This window comes from Microbacterium sp. R1, assembly GCF_015159725.1.
Lineage (GTDB): Bacteria > Actinomycetota > Actinomycetes > Actinomycetales > Microbacteriaceae > Microbacterium > Microbacterium oxydans.
In genome coordinates this window covers 82,851-98,831 of sequence record NZ_JADDUD010000006.1, presented here as the reverse complement: position 1 = coordinate 98,831, position 15,981 = coordinate 82,851, and the positions used below count along the sequence as shown (strand labels likewise).

Sequence of the window (15,981 nt, the reverse complement as noted above, 5' to 3'; positions counted from 1 at the left end):
TTGTGACGATCGAGCCGGTCTGATCCGGATCAAAAGGAACTGTCACCCAAACGGTCGTATACGTGACACGGCAAGGAGATAAGGATGCTGGTGGGCTACATGCGAGTCTCCAAAGCCGATGGATCGCAGAACACCGACTTGCAACGCGATGCTCTCCTCGCAGCCGGGATCGGGGCAGACGCCCTGTACGAGGACCACGCCTCCGGAAAGCAAGACGACCGCCCGCACCTCGCCGCGTGCGTGAAAGCCCTCCGCGAAGGCGACACCCTGGTTGTCTGGAAGCTGGACCGCCTCGGCCGCGATCTACGCCACCTCGTCAATGTCGTCCATGACCTGACCCAACGCGGCATCGGCCTGAAAGTCCTCACCGGCGAGGGCGCCGCGATCGACACGACCACCGCATCCGGCAAACTCGTTTTCGGCATCTTCGCCGCCCTGGCCGAGTTCGAACGCGAACTCATCCGAGAACGCACACTCGCCGGCCTCGCCGCCGCCCGCGCCCGAGGCCGCAGAGGCGGGCGACCCTACAAGATGACCGCGACCAAGATCCGACTGGCGATGGCGTCGATGGGCCAACCCGACACGACTGTTGGCGACCTCTGCAAAGAACTCGGCGTGAGCCGCCAGACCTTGTATCGTCATGTCTCGCCCACCGGCGAACTCCGCGACGACGGGCGCAGAGTGCTAACCGAGGGCTCATCCAAACGACCTGGCGTTGCTTCACCCACAATATCTGGAACAAATCTCGCAGGTCCTGAGGACTCAGGATAAAGAGCTGATCATGCCCGTCATCGTCTGGATCTGTGTCATCGCTGCCTCCTGGCTAGGGGGGACATGCGCGCAGCTGAGCAGCGTGCTGAATGTGCCATCCCCCACTCTCGGCGCGGCCCTGTACTGGCTTGCGATCTTGCAGATGGGTAGCATCCCCGTGACCTTGCTCGCCTCGCTGCCGCTGCTCTTCATGAGTGGAGCCTTCGAGCGACGAGAAACGCCTCTTCGGACGAGGAGCATCGCGCTCGCACTCGTCGCGCTCGCTACTCTTGCGATCTCTGTCCTCGCATATGTGCTGCTGAACAGAGCCTCCGCGGGCTCCTTGGACGAAGGTAGTCCTTTCAACGGCATCGCTCGCGACGCCGCCACGCTCACGGCTTTTCACCTCATGCCGCTGCTCGTTCTCCTGGCGGTGCAGGCAGCGAGACCGGCAGTGAAGTCACATCGTCCAGAGGAGTAGCAGAGCTGGGTGCGACCTTGTGGGATGCTGACCGCGGCAGGCACCCGGCGAGCTACGGCCGTGCATCGTCGGAGTCGTCCATGGACAGTGTGACTTCTGCGCCGTCATCCCACACGCAGTGGACACCCGTGAGCGTTGCGTCCTCGGCGCTGAAAAGAAGATCGCACGCGGCGTCGCTGTACTGCCGGAAGATCCCGTCCTCGAGTTCGGTGCCGTTTCCAAGGCGCTCGGGCTGGGACATGCTTGTGGACAGCGAACCGCTGCCGTACGCGTAGCCGGCAAAGCCAGCGAGCATCACGGAAATACCCGCGACCGCAACCCAACCCACCTTCCGGCGGCGCATCGATGCGCCAACGCGTGCCGATTCGTCCACCTCTGGGGCTGGCCCGCTACCTTTCTTCGCGCGGTGTTCCATTGCCCGCAGGCGTGAAAGCTCGGCATCGCTCAGCGGGGGCTGGTTCGGCCCAAACGCGCGAACCTGCAACTCCGAGACATCGGCATCGCTCAACTGGTTCATACGACGACTGTACGACGCAATTGTGCACACCGAGTCAGCCACCAGAGCGGCGTACGAAGGCGGTCAGGGCTGTGTGACCCGGTCGCATCGGAAACCTTCGAGGTTTCGAGGCGATTGTCGATGATTACCCGACGGAGTTCTCCCATCTGTGCCCCTACACGCCGGTTGTACTGACTGGGAGATCCTGAATCTTCAGGCGCAGAGAGTCGAGGGACCAATCGAACTTCTTTCGCCGAGATGTCGCCGTGATCTGGACGATTTCTCGGGCTGGTTAGTTCACAAAGACCGCATAGTTTTGGTAGACAGGGTCGGATGCGATGGGCGCCAATGCGATGTGAAAGCACCTGGCGACTTCGGCGTAGATCCACGACACGAATGGAATTCAATGGCCGTTGCGCATAGGAGCACGAACTGGTTCGCTGTCTGGATCTCGATCACGGTCGTCATTGTGCTGATAGCGCTCGGCGGCTTGATCGTCTTCCTGAATAGCCAGGCAACATCGCCAGGAGCTGTCCCCGAAAGCGATTTCGTGGACTCCGAGACCGGTGCGATCACCGTCGGCGAAGGGGCCGATGAAGTGGCGATCTGGTTCGATTTCTATTGCCCCCACTGCCAAGACTTCGAAGCCGTCTACGGCCCGAGCATTGAATCGCTGCTCGAAGATGGCGAGATTAGTCTTCGGCTGCAACCTGTTGCCTTGTCGGGTCTCAACGCCGCATCCCGAACCGAATTCTCAGAGCGCTCGGGGAGCGCTCTGTATTGCGTGGCCGAAACGGCACCCGAAGCCACGATGCCGTTCTTTCAGCAGCTCTTCGCGGAGAAACCCGCCGGAGAAGGGCTGAGCGATGACCAGTTGTCATCGCTCGCGGCCGACGTCGGAGCAACTGATGCGGCCGAATGCATCGAGGACGGAACGTTCAGAGAATTCGTTGTCGACCAGGCGGGGAAACTTCCCGAGAATCCTGAAGGCGGAGGTGCTGGCACTCCCACGCTCATCGTCAACGGAGAGTACGTCCCCATCACCGGCAACGTCGACGCCGACATTCTCAATCGCCTTAATGATTGAGAGGCGCTTTGATGGCGCGGTGATCGCCCCGTGAGATCGCAGCGCAAGCCTTTTCCGGGCTCGATGGCGTAACGATCGTGGCCCTTCGACGCAGCGTCGTCCAGGATTGGGTTGTGGTGAACATGCGCATCGTGCACGTCAGCTTCGGCGTCTTGGCGGTCGTCTGCCTGTTGACTGGTTGTAGCGGGCCTACTGGTGTTGCTCAAACGAAGCCCGGTTTACCCGACGGCGTCGTCTTGGATCCGATGAACGGTGAATCCGCTGCCATGTGGATCGAGCGCGATGAGACGTTCGCCATCGTCACCTGGGGCAGTAGCAGTTGCCCTCCCATCCCTACCACCCTCACCGTCGAGGGAGCCGACCGCATCGCTGTGACGTTTGAAGCGTCACCCAATGATCCGTGCACCGCCAATATGGCGCCGACAACGCACGAGTTAGAGTTACCGAGCGAAATCACCGTCAGCCCAATCGTCGTCGAAGTGAGCTACGAGGACTGGTCGGAGACGGAATCTCTCACGCTCGACTAGCTCCAACCCCTTTATCGCCCCGTGTCTCACAGCATCGGTCCACGCAGGGACAGACGTTTCGGGATTTGCTGGACATGTACATGTTGAAGGCTTCTTTGAGGAAGGACTGACATGGACACCACAGATCACGATGAGCTCGACCAAGTATTGCGGCGGCTCGCGTCTCCGACGACGCAGATCACCCCGGCGGTGGAGGACGAGCTGGCGTCGATGACGATCGCCACGCGGGGGGCAGCGCGTCCGATCGTACGCAAGCGCGCCTGGCGGCTCTCGCTAACCGCAGGGATTCCGGTCGTCGCGGTGTTCGGCATCGGTGCGGCCGCGATGGCAACGGGTCTGTGGGAGCCATGGGCGCAAACACCCGACGGAACGTTCACGTACACGTTGCCCAGCGGTATGACGTGCGAGCAACGCGTCGGCGACCTCCATTCCGAGAACCCCGACATTCAGCGTGCTGTCCAAGAGATCTTCGCCACGACGGACGTCGTCGCCGAGTCGGATGTCGCCGCGCGGTACGAGCGGCTACTCACTGAGGACTCGGCCCTCGAGTACGCCCAGGCCACGGTTGACAATAGTAGCGGTTTGCCCGGATACAGCACGATCGAGGACGTGATCTACGGGATGGCAGTGCGCACAGCCGTGAACAACACCGTGAATGAAGAACTCGTCGATCGAGGATTCTTCCAGTCCGATGAGCAATATTCGATGTCGCTCCGAGGTCAGTCTCTGTGTGGAGAGGACGCACCGTGAGTCGTCGACGCATGAACGAACGTCAGTCCCGCGGTGTCGACAACATCTCGACGAACGCCGCGGATCTCCTCGCATACTTCGAGTACCGGGCTCGCGGCGCCGAGGCGGCCGATCTGCTGTCAGAGACGATGGCAACAGCATGGCGCCGTATCGATGCCATGCCCGACGAGCCCACTGAGGCGAGGATGTGGCTGTTCGGGATCGCACGAAATACCCTCGCGAACGCGGAACGGGCGGCACAGCGACGATGGAAGCTCGCAGACAAGCTCCGTGCCCATCTCACCACCTCCACGCCAGTCGACGATGACCAGCGCACGATCGAGGTACGCGACGCCGTGAGCCGGCTGACGCCGGACCTGCGCGAACTAATCGGCCTCATCCACTGGGACGGATTCAGCATCACCGACGCAGCCGGCATCACCGGCATCTCCGCATCGACCGCACGAACCCGATATCAGACTGCTCGGCACCAGCTCGCGCGATCTCTAGACCCGATTGGCCCCTCAACTGATGTAGGTGTCTCACCTACCCGCGGTGTCTCATAGCCCATGGGGTATGAGACGGGTTCCCCGCCATGTGGGATCGGCTGACGCGCACGAGTGTTGAGGACTTCGGACAGAAGTGCCGACGACTTCGGACATCGACAACTAGATGCGCGACACGCCGACGATTGATCCGCCGAAACCCCCTGCCGAAACCTAAACGCACCGAATCATGGGCGCTACCGTTTTCGGCATGGCACACGTAGTCGGATACGCCCGCGTCTCGAAGCGAGACCAGAACCCAGAGGCGCAAGAAGCCGAGCTGCGCGCCGCCAGCTGCGAACGAGTGTTCGTCGATCACGGCGAGTCCAGCCGCGTCACCGACCGGCCCCAGTGGCTCGCCTGTCTCGACTACCTCCGACCGGGGGACACCCTTAAAGTGCGCCGCCTTGACCGCCTCGCCGGCAGCGAGCGCATTCTGATCGAGACGCTGCAAGATCTCGACGCCCGCCAGGTGAACATCGTTAGCCTCACCGAGCCGATGATCGACACGACGACCCCGATGGGTCGAGCGCTCTTCGGCATCGTCGCCGTATTCGCGCAGCTCCGCGTCGACACGATTCGCGACAATACACAGCGCGGCCTTGACTATGCCCGTGGCCAGGGACGAACCGGCGGCCGGCCGAGCGTCATGACGCCCGAAAGAATCAATACCGCCGAGCGCATGCGCGCCGAGAATCAGAGCTGGGAGAGCATTGGTCGCGTACTAGGAGTCGGGGCATCTAGCGTTCGGCGCGCCCTCTACCGTCCGTAGAGTCGTTACAGCCACGAGGCGCGCCGGGAGCCCACCGTTTACCAGCCACATGCCGCCGCGCTCAGAGACGAGCGAGGACTCGCGCCCCGTGACCAGGGCTTCAAGACGCTGCTAACGCGTATCGATGTGCCATTGTCAATATACGACTATGACGTCTAGAGGGGGAGCCGTGGGGGCTGGCACGATGATTTCGGCGTACGCATATGAGGTTGCGCCTCGACAAGCAAGCGATTTTGTGGGAGGAGCTGTTCGCATCGGCCAAGGCCTCCAGAGCGCTTTGGACAGCACCTTCGACAGATCGCGACTCGGGAGCGCGCCATCCGTGAGCTTCATGGTCGATGAAACCTCACCTGCGAGGGCCCACCCGGTTAGGGACGAAGCACTGCAAGTCGCCTTCGGGCAAGGTGACCAAGCTGGGACTGCTGACGATCTGGTTGACTCCAACGCTGTGAGGATTTCGGTTCTCACGGAAGGATGGTCATCGTGCCGAAAGCATTCCCCAAAGAGTTCCGAAACGACGTCATCGCGGTCGCGCGTCGGGGCGACGCCCCGATCAGCCGGATCGCGAAGGACTTCGGTGTCTCGGAGTCGTGTCTGCAACGGTGGCTCAAGATCGCGGATGTCGAAGACGGCATCAAGCCAGGCGTGACCCAGGCCGACGCGACCGAGCTTCGCGAAGCCCGCAAACGCATCCGGTTGCTCGAGCAGAGAACGAGATCCTCCGCCGGGCGGCTGCGTATCTGTCGCAAGCGTCACTCCCCAAATGATGTTCCCGCTGGTCCGTGACCTTGCCGCTGACCGAATTCCGGTCGCGGTGACCTGCCGGGTGTTGGGCTTCAGCAAGCAAGCTTTCTTCCAGTGGCGCGCGAACCCCGTCTCGCAACGCGACTGGGACAACGCTCACCTCACCAACGCGGCCGTCGATCTTCACCGCGACGACCCGGCGTTCGGGTATCGGTTCATCGCCGACGAGATCGAAGCGGAGGCCGGCCTGGCAGCATCCGAGCGGCGCGTGTGGCGACTGTGCTCAGAGCAGAAGCTGTGGTCAGTGTTCTCGAAGAAGCGCGGCCTGAACCGAAAAGCGGGACCACCGGTGCATGACGATCTCGTGCTCCGCGACTTCACCGCGACAAGGCCGGACCAGCTGTGGCTGACCGACATCACCGAACATTGGACCGATGAGGGGAAGCTGTATCTCTGCGCGATCAAAGACGTCCACTCGAACCGAATCGTGGGCTACTCGCTCGATTCACGAATGACGGCTGAGCTGGCAGTCGCCGCGCTTCGCAACGCCGTCGCGCTGCGAGAGCCCACCGGAACGACCTTGCACTCGGACCGCGGATCGCAGTTCCGGTCGCGGAAGTTCGTCGAGCTGCTCCGCCAGAGCGGGATCACCGGATCGATGGGCCGCGTCGGCGCATGCGCGGACAACGCCGCAATGGAGTCGTTCTTCGCGCTGCTGCAGAAGAACGTCCTCAACAAGAAGAGGTGGCACTCGAGACAAGAACTCCGCCTCGAGATCGTGACCTGGATCGAGCGAACCTACCACCGCCGTAGGCGACAACGACGCCTCGGCAGACTCACCCCCATCGAGTTCGAGATAATCAACGCACAAGCCGCTCACGCGGCCTGAAAACCCAAACAAGACGAGTCAACCAGATCGTCAGCAGTCCCGCCGCGTCTGACTAGCCTCTAGGATCCCGGCTGATAATCGGCTCGACGATGGGGACCCATCGGCTGAGTTCATCGTCTGCGGGAGTGTCGTAGCCGACCGCCTTGCTGTGCGACCAACCCTGGTCGGCGCGGAGGTCGGCGAGGAACTCGGCGTATCGAAGGGGGCCGACGATCGCGTCGATAACTGGGACGCCGATCTGCTCTTGCACGTGACGGTAGAAGCCGAACTCGACGGTGCATCCGAGGACGACGCAGTCGGCGCCTTCGTCAACAGCAGCTTGCGCGGTTTCGAGAATCCGCTGCTCGGTGAATGCTGGATCCTGCTGGAATTCGTTCACGCTCATCTCGAGGACGCGGAAGTCGCGCACTCTTCGGGTGAATCCGTACTTTTCGACGTTCTCTTGCATCTCGGGTATCCACTTGCGCCGTCCGACGAGGATGGAGACGTTTTCCCCGAGCGTGGACGCGATGTGGAGGCACGCTTCCGCGGGAGCTGTGACGGCCATGCTCTTGGATATCTCGCGTGCGGCGCGGAGCCCTGGATCGTAGAAGCATCCGATGACGGCAGCGTCATAGCCCTCCTGTTGAGCCCATCGGATCGCCCCGGCCGTGGCGGGCGCTACCGCCATCTCGAATGCGTTGAACTCGAGATGCGTCGGGCCGTCCATCGGGAGGGAGGCGACATCCACTCTCGTGGTCTCACGACCTTCTGGTCGCAGTGCGTCGCCCATCGGGGCGTCATATGCGGATGTTCCGACGGGGTTGATCCAGAGAATTCGTGACATGAACTGACGCTAACGACTCGGGACTTGCTTTTCTTGTGCTTGTCGTCCGGTATTGGAGCTATTCACTCGACGGATTGCACTGGACCCGCGAACGACGCATGGAGGTGTGCGATGAGCCATCGGGAAGACACTCGACGCGCGACGCATGTGATCCACATCCGCCCGACGGCTCGCGCGTCTGTCGACGTGATATCGAAGTCGATGACGCCGTGAGCCCAGGCCACATCCCCGGCGATTTCGATGCTGCGCGAGTCCTCCCAGGAGAACGTGGTCACGTGCGTGGGGCGTCCCGCTCGCCACGACTGCGCGTAGGCCCGCCACCCTTCGAAGTGCTCACCCTCATCTGTGCCGATCACCGTCGTCGCTGGCGAGTCGACGAAGCACGAGGTCACCTGGTCTCCGTCGAGGTCTTTCCAACCACGGGCGAATCTGTCTAGGAGTTCAGTGACTTGTGTCCTGGTCATGGTGAGGTTCCTTCGAGAAGCGGGCGGGTGAGAACGCATCGATGAGAGGTCGTTGTACTCCGGACACCAGATCGGCGATCGACTCGCCCGTGAGAGGCCCGAGTGTGACTCCCAACATGGCGTGACCGGTCGCGATGAACGCGTCCCGCGTGTTCGGGATCGCTCCGATCACCGGCAGGCTGTCGGCGCTGACGGGACGAAGGCCAGCCCATTTATGCGACGCCCCAGGGTGAAAGCCCTCGGCGAAATAGCTCTCCGCGGACTGTTGCATGTGAGACAGCCGTCGACCGTCGATGCGGAGAGAACGGCCGCCCAGTTCCATGACTCCGGCGATTCGAAGTCCGTTGTCCGTGGGAGTGAGCGCGGCTTTTGCATCCGGGATGTAAACGGGGCGCCGGAGCGGCACCTCAGGTCGGACGCGGACGCTGTAGCCTTTGCCCGCCTGCATCGGCAGCTTGTAGCCCAGTCCGCGCGCGAGCTTCGTGCTCTCCGTACCTGCTGCGAGAACGACGATGGAGTCGCCGATAGTGGTGCCGTCCCTCAGTAGCACCTCAGGGTGTGGCGCTTGCGTGACCCGATCGACGGGGGAATGTGTGCGTATGATAACTCCCTCCCGCACGGCTCTACTCGCAATCCCCGCGCACAGCGCTTCCGGATCCACATACTGTTCGTCCGGGAAGTAGATCCCCGATCTGGCCGAGCGTCCGAGGCCGGGTTCCAGGTGTTTGAGCTCGCTCGCGCTGACGACGTAGTCGTCCACGTTGATTCCGTACTCACTCAGGCGTGAGTAGGAGGGGAGTGCGCGACGGGCTTTAGCTTCATCGTCAAACACGATCAGCATGCCATCCGATCGGATCGATGTCGTCACGCCTGACTTTTCGAGGTCGGCAAACGATCGGGCCGCGCCGACGGCGAATCGAGCGGTGGCGGCCAGACCCGCCTCGAAGTCGGAGCGCCGGGTGGCGCGCGCGAAGCGCAACCCCCACGCCATCATCGACGGCGTGGGGGTTGCGCGGATACTGAATCCGCCGGAGCGGTGGAAGAGAGAGCGCATACCGTACGAGAGTGCTCCCGGGGCTGCGACTGGGGCGGAGAGTGACGGGACGATCCAACCGGCGTTTCCGGCGGATGCTCCCGCGCCGATCTCGCCGGCATCGAATACGGTGACGTGGTGTCCTCGACGACGCAACTGCAATGCGCACGAGAGGCCGATGATGCCCGCGCCAACGACGACTACGTGCCTCTCGCTCACCAGTTGATGCTCCGCAGCTGGTCGTGTTCGGCACGCTGCAGGAGCTCTGTGACGACGGCGGCATCCTGGACGCCGACGCCAACGCTGCTGTAGACCGTGACCCGGGCATCCCTCGCATCCACCTGGCCCGCGAGAACGGCCCCGATTTCGATGACGTCTGAGGCGCGAACAACACCTGCGGATACCGCATCGACGATCTGACCGCACTGACGTACCGCCGTCGGCTGGTGGTCGACAATCAGCCTGGCTTCTTCCATCAGCTCTCGTGCCACTTCACGTCGATCTGGGGCGAAGGCACCGATGCTGATGATGGTGGCGCCGGCTTTGACCCAGCCGCTGGCGATCACCGGCTCGTAACTGCTGGTGCAGAGGAAGACGACATCCGCGTCGCTCACCGCCGCAGCGGGCGAGGGCGCAGAGAAGACGTCGATGTCGCTGAATTTTTGCTGCAGTTTGCTGGCAAGAGCGGCGGCCTTGGCCGGTCGAGGATCCCAGAGAGACACGACTCGGGTCCCTAAATGCTCAACCGCTGCGTGCGCGTGGAGCGTCCCCTGTGTTCCGAGGCCAATCACGGCGACCTTGGGGTTTCGGTTTGCAAGCGTGCGGGCGGCGACGATGGAGGCCGCCACCGTGCGGCGGCTGGTGAGAGCCTCTCCGTCGATGATTGCAGCGGGGCGGCCGGTGTCAGCGTCCAGGGCGACCACGATCGCGGACACCATCGGCAGGCCCCTGGCCTTGTTGCCGGGCACGACCGCGCCGAACTTACTCACGGGGGGAGTGTGGGGAGTCGTGCGTGCGGCATACGAGAACGCCGTGGAGCCGGCTGCGCCTGTGAGCAGTACCCGTTCACCCAGCTGCGATGTTCCAGCTGAGAGCGCTATGAAGCACTCTTTCTGCGTCTGAATGATCTCTTCTGCAGTGAGAAGTCGTTCGACGTCGTGAGGCCCGATGATGAGAATAGAACTGTCTGTCGCTTGCACAGCACCATCTTTCACCCCCGCGGCTCCCTCGAGATGTGCGCATGGCACATGCTGGTCAGCAAATGAAAGCTGTCTGCACATTCGGGTTTCATCGATCGGGTTTTACTGTCAACCCATCACGAAGGAAGGCAAACTGTGAGACTCATCGACCTCGAAGAACTGGATCCACTCACGCTGGGAGCGACGCTGCTCGGGAATGGTGGTGGCGGAGATCCTTATCAAGCCAAGCTGATGGCGCATCAGGCGATCAATGACTTCGGTCCGATCAAGCTCATCAGCGCGGACGAGCTGCCCGAGGACGCGCTGGTCGTGACCATCGGCGTGCTCGGCGCTCCGACCGTCATCATCGAGAAGATCCCCTCCGGCCAGCTGTACGCGGACGCCGTGCGCGCTCTCGGATCGTACCTGGGAAAGGAAATCGCGGCGATCCTGCCCGTCGAGGTCGGGGGGATGAATACGCTCGTGCCGCTCATGGTAGCCGCGGAACTCGGACTCCCATGCATCGACGCGGATGGGATGCGTCGAGCGTTCCCACAGATCGAGATGACCGTATTCACTCTCGCCGGAATCTCGGCATCCCCCGTGGCACTGGCGGATGAGCACGGCAACACCGTGATCGTGGTATCCAAGACCAACCAAATCGCAGAGACCCTCATCCGCAACGCGTCGATGAATCTTGGGCTTGCGAACTCGTTCGCCTCATACTCGATGACGGCGGGAACGGCTCGAACCGTCGCGATTCAGGGATCTCTCACCTACGCCACGGAAGTCGGGAGGCTTCTTCGGGCGATCCAGGGTGGGACCGGATCGTGGGAAGACCTGTATGCGTTCACCGGGGGGCGAACGCTTTTCGAGGGGAAGATCGTCGATCTCGACCGTCGGACGACATCAGGCTTCGCGCGGGGAACCGTCGTCATCGAGGCATTCGCCAACGGGTCCAGCACGATGCGCATCGAGATTCAGAACGAGATGCTGCTCGCAATCGAAGACGGGGTCGCTGTCCTCACCCCGCCCGACCTGATCTGCATGGTCGATCATGAGACGGCGGAGCCGATCACGACCGAGCAGCTCGCCTATGGCCAGCGGGTGAGAGTCATCGGGATGCCGTGCGCGCCGGAATGGAATCGTGAAGGAATGCTGGAAGTCGTGGGCCCGAGCGCTTTCGGCTACGACGTCGAGTACATCGCATTCGAGGGAGAAGCACAGTGATCAAGGACCTTCGTATCGGAATCGACGTCGGCGGCACGAACACGGACGCGGTCGTCGTCGACAACCAAGGGGCGGTCGTCGCAGCAACCAAGGCAGCCACGACCCCGGACCCCTTCGACGGAATCCGCGCTGCGCTGGAGCAGGTCCTCGTCGGAGTTGACAAGCACCGGATCGGTCAAGCCATGCTTGGCACGACTCATCCCGCGAACGCCGTCATTCAGCGTCGATCCTTGCAGCGAGTGGGCACCCTCCGCCTGGCAGCTCCAGCGACGGTCGGCGTGCGACCTGGAGCAGCGTGGCCAGCCGACCTCCTCGCAGCGATCATGGGGCCGGTCTCGATCATTCGAGGCGGGAACAATTACGACGGCTCGGAGATATCCCCCCTTGACGAGAACGCGGTGCGCGCGTTCGCGGGAGAGGTGGCGGGAGTCGTCGAAGCCATCGCCATCTCAGCACCGTTCTCTCCGGCAAGCCACGATCACGAGCTCCGCGCGGCTGAGATCCTCTTCGAGGAGCTCGGCTCGGACTTCGCGGTCAGCCTCAGCCACCGCGTGGGGGCGCTGGGACTCCTCGAACGAGAAAACGCCACGATCCTCAATGCGTCACTTCTCGGCGTTGCTCGTGGAGTTGTCCGCGGCTTCGACTCAGCTTTGACACAGAACTCCCTCGTCGTCGAATCATTCTTGACGCAGAACGACGGAACGCTGATGTCGGCGGAGGAGGCAGTGCAACTGCCTGTTCTGTCCCTCGGGTCGGGGCCTACCAACTCGATGCGGGGTGCGTCCTCGCTGGCGCAGCTGAGCGACGCGATGGTGATCGATGTCGGCGGCACGTCGGCCGACGTCGGAATCCTCGTCGATGGCTTTCCCCGAGAATCGGCGTCCGCCATCGAGGTCGGAGGCGTGCGCACCAACTTCCGCATGCCTGACCTGATCTCGATCGGACTGGGCGGCGGCTCCCTCATCGGCGAGACCCCAGATGGTGTCACGGTGGGACCGGATTCTGTCGGTTACCGAGTGTCCACAGATGCTCGCGTGCGCGGCGGATCCACTCTGACCTTGTCCGATATCTCCGTGCGCGGAGGCAGACTCCAAGGATTCGGCGACCCGGCCCTCGTGGAGTCGGTATCCGAGGACACGGTTCGTCAGGCGCTTGCATGGGTCGACAGCCAGATCGAGATCATGGTCGAACGGATGAAAGCGAGCAAGCACGTTCTTCCACTCATCGCTGTCGGCGGCGGATCACATCTCGTTCCCGACGAGGTTGCCGGCGTGAGCGAAGTGGTGCGTCCTCCCAACCACGCGGTCGCAAACGCATACGGTGCGGCGATCGCGGAGGCATCCGGGAGCATCGACCAGGTCTACCGGTACGGCGAACAGGGCCGCGAATCCAGCCTCGAAGAAGCCCGGTGGGCAGCAGTCGACGCGGCCGTGCGCGCAGGTGCCGATCCCGCAGCAGTACGTGTCACCTCCATCAATGAGGTGCCCCTGACCTACGTTCCCGGTGAGGCATGCCGTGTTCAGGTCAAGGCGGCAGGACCATTGCTGCGATGACCGAGCCGATCGTGGGGGACCCCATCATCGCGGACGCTCACAATGACCTCCTTCTCGCGGTGCGGCACATGCGAGAGCGCGGCCATCCGGATCCGTTCGGTGCGGAATTCCTGCCCCAGCTGCGGGCCGGCGGCGTCCGGCTCCAGGTGCTACCCATCTGCACGGAGGAACAGTTCGTCGGAGAGGGCGCACTTCGGCGGGCGATGGTCCTGCTCGAGGAGGCGTACCGCCTCGCGGATGAGCACGCCGACGACGTTCTTCTCGTGCGGACGAAGAGCGAGTTGGACGACGCTCTCACCTCCGGCAGGATCGCCTTGATCCTGGCACTGGAAGGTGCCGAACCGATCGGGTCAGGTCTGGAACTCATCGACACCTTCTACAGGTCCGGGGTGCGAATGGCTTCGCTGTCCTGGAACCGCCGAACGATGATGGCCGATGGTGTCGGCGAATCGGACACCGGGGGGCGGCTCACCGCGCTCGGCGTCTCAGCCATCGCCCTCATGGAGGAGCGGGGGATGGTGGTCGACGTCTCACACCTATCGAGGGCGGGGTTCGACCACTTCGCTGACATCGCTCAGAAGCCATTCATCGCATCGCACTCCTCCTGCGCCACCCTCCAGCCCCATCCGCGCAACCTCCACGACGATCAGCTCCTGGTGATGAGGGACAAGCAGGCTCTCCTGTGCCTGAACGCCTTTGGTCCGTTCCTTTCGGATCGACCAGATGTGGACTCGTATCTTGATCACGTCGAACATGCAGTCGCGGTAGTCGGTTCATCGCAAGTCGGGATGGGCACCGACTTCCTGTTGGACGTTGCGAAGATCGTGGACCCTATACTGAGCGGGCTGCTCGTGCCCATCGACGACCTCCCTTGGGTGGATGGCTTGAGCCGGCCTGCGGACTTCGAGACGTTCATCCCACGACTTACCCAGCGGGTTGGTACGAACGTTGCGACGGCCGTCGCGGGGGAGAACCTCGTCTCGTTCATGAGGACCGCCTTGCCCTAGCCCGTGGGAGAATCCGGCCATGTTGAAGGATCCCCGTACCTCTGAGAACGTCACCGTGCGCCAGCTCCTCGCGCTGCCGTTGCTGAGCCAGGCGACCCTGTTGGCCGGCGATGCCGGTGTCGATCTGAGCGTCCTCGACGTTCAGATCGCGCCTCAAGGTAGAGCTGTCTTTCTGATTCAGACGGGTGCCTCTGTGGTGATCGATGGTTCGCGTGTGCGAACGGACACCTACTTCCTCGATCTCGTTCTCCGGTGGGCATCGGAGGCGTCCGCGTCCATGGTCGTCGTCACCAACCCCGGGTTGGACATCGGCCTTGCCCCGCGAAGGCTTGCCAACCGTTTGGGGATTCCACTTGTCGAGACGGATCTCGACACGTTCATCGTTGTCGATTCCCTCAGAGAGATCATCACCGAACCTGACCGCGTGCTCGCTGCGCTCATCGTCGATGCGGTGACAGCGCTCAGTCGAGTCAACCCTCGCGAAGGCGCGTCCGGGATGCTCCGTGTCGTCGACTCGATCTTGGATGCGACAACAGCTCTGGTCGGACTCGAGGGGCGGACAGTGCTCGGCCTCGAGATCGATCCTCCGCTTGTCGCGAAAGACCGCATCCCGGTCTACACGATCCAATCTCTGGGACAGACCGCACGAGCGATACAGCCCGTCGTCCTCGCCATCAACGAGGCCCCGAGCTTCTGGCTCGTTGCCGAGCGTGACAGTCCCACGGCGTCGTGGCGGCGAGGGGCAGAAAGCATCCTCAAGATCGCAAGCCAGTTCCTCGTCGCGACTCTTCTGTCCGACCGCCTCGCGCAGGAGCGAGACGCCCGCGTGAGACTGGGCGCTCTGAACGCGGTGATCGCGTCGGATGGTACAGAGCCCTCTGTGCTGCGACAGATCGGCGTTCTGGGATGGAAGGTCGAGGGATGGTGCTCAGCCGTCCATGTTCAATCGATCGGATCGGGGAACGAGCTCCTTGTGCTCGCGCGCACTGATGAGCTCAAGACAGCGCTCTCGCGCAACGGTATCGATGGAGCCATCATCGAGCGTGCAGACGGGTGGACCCTCTGGGGTTTCTCCGATCGGGAACCGACAGCCGGCCAGCGATCGAAACTTATCGCTGGTGTGCGTCGCGCTCTGCTCACCATCGCTGCTGAACACGAGGACATGAAGGTTGCCGCCGGGATCGGGCGACCGTATTTCGGCCTTGCAGGGTTGCGTCGAAGCCTCGCTGAAGCGCACGAAGCCGCCACTATCGCGCAAACCGGTGGTGATCGGGTCGCCGTGCAGCATATCGATGAGCTCGGGGTGCAGCAGATCCTGTTCGGCTGGTACTCGTCGAAGGAGTTCGCCGAATATGCGCGTACTCTTCTGAAACCCATCCTCGACGCCGATGCGCACGGAGTCCTGATGGAGACGCTGGAGAGCTACTTGGATTCTCAGTCTTCACCGACGCTGACGGCGGAGTCCCTGGGCCTTCACCGCAACACCGTGATGAATCGGCTCACGCGTGTTCAGGATCTGCTCGTCGCCGACCTGACCGACCCGGATCAGCGTCTTGCTGTTCAGCTGGCGTGTCGCATCATCAGACTCGATTCCTTCTAGCACGTTGTGCACTTAGCACTGAGCCTTCGCAAGAACTGAGCATGCAGCCCCTGTGTTGCGTGTCTAGGCA

At 62.6% G+C, this 15,981-nt stretch carries 16 protein-coding genes and 1 pseudogene; 12 read left to right on the top strand and 5 right to left on the bottom strand.

The genetic code is table 11. The features are described 5' to 3' along the window. Window positions 1-84: 84 nt before the first annotated feature. Window positions 85-771, top strand: a complete 687-nt coding sequence (locus ILP86_RS18555) for a recombinase family protein (RefSeq protein WP_193762624.1) — start codon at window positions 85-87, stop codon at window positions 769-771. Window positions 772-781: 10 nt separating this feature from the next. Continuing rightward, window positions 782-1,231 carry a hypothetical protein gene (locus tag ILP86_RS18550; protein WP_193762623.1) on the top strand — a complete coding sequence of 150 codons (450 nt, stop codon included), beginning with the start codon at window positions 782-784 and terminating at the stop codon, window positions 1,229-1,231. A gap of 52 nt (window positions 1,232-1,283) precedes the next feature. On the opposite strand, the gene ILP86_RS18545 is transcribed toward ILP86_RS18550, so the two are convergent. Continuing rightward, entirely contained in the window at window positions 1,284-1,748 is a 465-nt protein-coding gene (locus tag ILP86_RS18545; protein WP_193762622.1) for a hypothetical protein, read from the bottom strand. Window positions 1,749-2,133: 385 nt separating this feature from the next. Here ILP86_RS18545 and ILP86_RS18540 point away from each other — a divergent pair, with 385 nt between their 5' ends. The 6 genes and pseudogenes from ILP86_RS18540 to ILP86_RS18515 all read left to right on the top strand — a co-directional run bounded on the left by ILP86_RS18540 (window position 2,134) and on the right by ILP86_RS18515 (window position 7,020). Next, on the top strand, window positions 2,134-2,814 hold the full coding sequence (locus ILP86_RS18540; protein WP_193762621.1) for a thioredoxin domain-containing protein: 681 nt from the start codon (window positions 2,134-2,136) through the stop codon (window positions 2,812-2,814). Between the two features lie 116 nt (window positions 2,815-2,930). Further along, window positions 2,931-3,341: a hypothetical protein gene (locus tag ILP86_RS18535; protein ID WP_193762620.1), complete on the top strand. Its 411-nt coding sequence runs from the start codon at window positions 2,931-2,933 to the stop codon at window positions 3,339-3,341. 210 nt (window positions 3,342-3,551) lie between these two features. After that, complete coding sequence (locus ILP86_RS18530; RefSeq protein ID WP_227751403.1) at window positions 3,552-4,091, top strand: hypothetical protein; 540 nt, start codon at window positions 3,552-3,554, stop codon at window positions 4,089-4,091. Next, complete coding sequence (locus ILP86_RS18525; protein ID WP_308431978.1) at window positions 4,088-4,636, top strand: RNA polymerase sigma factor; 549 nt, start codon at window positions 4,088-4,090, stop codon at window positions 4,634-4,636. Before ILP86_RS18530 ends, ILP86_RS18525 begins: the two co-directional genes overlap by 4 nt. Window positions 4,637-4,826: 190 nt before the next feature. Beyond that, window positions 4,827-5,387, top strand: a complete 561-nt coding sequence (locus tag ILP86_RS18520; protein ID WP_193762618.1) for a recombinase family protein — start codon at window positions 4,827-4,829, stop codon at window positions 5,385-5,387. A gap of 483 nt (window positions 5,388-5,870) precedes the next feature. Then, window positions 5,871-7,020, top strand: a pseudogene (locus tag ILP86_RS18515) (IS3 family transposase). Window positions 7,021-7,072: 52 nt separating this feature from the next. Here ILP86_RS18515 and ILP86_RS18510 read toward each other — a convergent pair. From ILP86_RS18510 to ILP86_RS18495, 4 genes are all read right to left on the bottom strand, one after another. Next, a complete protein-coding gene (locus ILP86_RS18510; protein ID WP_193762617.1) occupies window positions 7,073-7,846 on the bottom strand; it encodes an aspartate/glutamate racemase family protein in 774 nt (257 codons plus the stop codon). A 62-nt stretch (window positions 7,847-7,908) separates the two neighbouring features. Continuing rightward, on the bottom strand, window positions 7,909-8,310 hold the full coding sequence (locus tag ILP86_RS20050) for a nuclear transport factor 2 family protein (RefSeq protein ID WP_193762616.1): 402 nt from the start codon (window positions 8,308-8,310) through the stop codon (window positions 7,909-7,911). After that, on the bottom strand, window positions 8,288-9,562 hold the full coding sequence (locus tag ILP86_RS18500; protein ID WP_193762615.1) for an FAD-dependent oxidoreductase: 1,275 nt from the start codon (window positions 9,560-9,562) through the stop codon (window positions 8,288-8,290). The genes ILP86_RS20050 and ILP86_RS18500 overlap by 23 nt, the downstream gene beginning before the upstream one ends. Then, window positions 9,559-10,623 (bottom strand): ornithine cyclodeaminase family protein, encoded by a 1,065-nt coding sequence (locus ILP86_RS18495; RefSeq protein ID WP_227751402.1) that lies wholly within the window; start codon window positions 10,621-10,623, stop codon window positions 9,559-9,561. Before ILP86_RS18495 ends, ILP86_RS18500 begins: the two co-directional genes overlap by 4 nt. 54 nt (window positions 10,624-10,677) lie before the next feature. Between ILP86_RS18495 and ILP86_RS18490 the strand changes: the two genes are divergently transcribed. The 4 genes from ILP86_RS18490 to ILP86_RS18475 all read left to right on the top strand — a co-directional run bounded on the left by ILP86_RS18490 (window position 10,678) and on the right by ILP86_RS18475 (window position 15,911). After that, on the top strand, window positions 10,678-11,751 hold the full coding sequence (locus ILP86_RS18490; protein ID WP_193762613.1) for a DUF917 domain-containing protein: 1,074 nt from the start codon (window positions 10,678-10,680) through the stop codon (window positions 11,749-11,751). Then, a complete protein-coding gene (locus ILP86_RS19955) occupies window positions 11,748-13,304 on the top strand; it encodes a hydantoinase/oxoprolinase family protein (protein WP_248539689.1) in 1,557 nt (518 codons plus the stop codon). The genes ILP86_RS18490 and ILP86_RS19955 overlap by 4 nt, the downstream gene beginning before the upstream one ends. Beyond that, window positions 13,301-14,311 carry a dipeptidase gene (locus tag ILP86_RS18480; RefSeq protein ID WP_193762612.1) on the top strand — a complete coding sequence of 337 codons (1,011 nt, stop codon included), beginning with the start codon at window positions 13,301-13,303 and terminating at the stop codon, window positions 14,309-14,311. The genes ILP86_RS19955 and ILP86_RS18480 overlap by 4 nt, the downstream gene beginning before the upstream one ends. A 100-nt stretch (window positions 14,312-14,411) precedes the next feature. Then, a complete protein-coding gene (locus ILP86_RS18475) occupies window positions 14,412-15,911 on the top strand; it encodes a CdaR family transcriptional regulator (RefSeq protein WP_193762611.1) in 1,500 nt (499 codons plus the stop codon). Window positions 15,912-15,981 lie beyond the last annotated feature (70 nt).

Coding starts and splice junctions, on each gene's coding strand:
- ILP86_RS18555 (WP_193762624.1), top strand. CDS start 85: ATGCTGGTGGGCTACATGCGAGTCTCCAAAGCCGATGGATCGCAGAAC.
- ILP86_RS18550 (WP_193762623.1), top strand. CDS start 782: ATGCCCGTCATCGTCTGGATCTGTGTCATCGCTGCCTCCTGGCTAGGG.
- ILP86_RS18545 (WP_193762622.1), bottom strand. CDS start 1,748: ATGAACCAGTTGAGCGATGCCGATGTCTCGGAGTTGCAGGTTCGCGCG.
- ILP86_RS18540 (WP_193762621.1), top strand. CDS start 2,134: ATGGCCGTTGCGCATAGGAGCACGAACTGGTTCGCTGTCTGGATCTCG.
- ILP86_RS18530 (WP_227751403.1), top strand. CDS start 3,552: ATGACGATCGCCACGCGGGGGGCAGCGCGTCCGATCGTACGCAAGCGC.
- ILP86_RS18520 (WP_193762618.1), top strand. CDS start 4,827: ATGGCACACGTAGTCGGATACGCCCGCGTCTCGAAGCGAGACCAGAAC.
- ILP86_RS18510 (WP_193762617.1), bottom strand. CDS start 7,846: ATGTCACGAATTCTCTGGATCAACCCCGTCGGAACATCCGCATATGAC.
- ILP86_RS20050 (WP_193762616.1), bottom strand. CDS start 8,310: ATGACCAGGACACAAGTCACTGAACTCCTAGACAGATTCGCCCGTGGT.
- ILP86_RS18495 (WP_227751402.1), bottom strand. CDS start 10,623: ATGTGCAGACAGCTTTCATTTGCTGACCAGCATGTGCCATGCGCACAT.
- ILP86_RS18480 (WP_193762612.1), top strand. CDS start 13,301: ATGACCGAGCCGATCGTGGGGGACCCCATCATCGCGGACGCTCACAAT.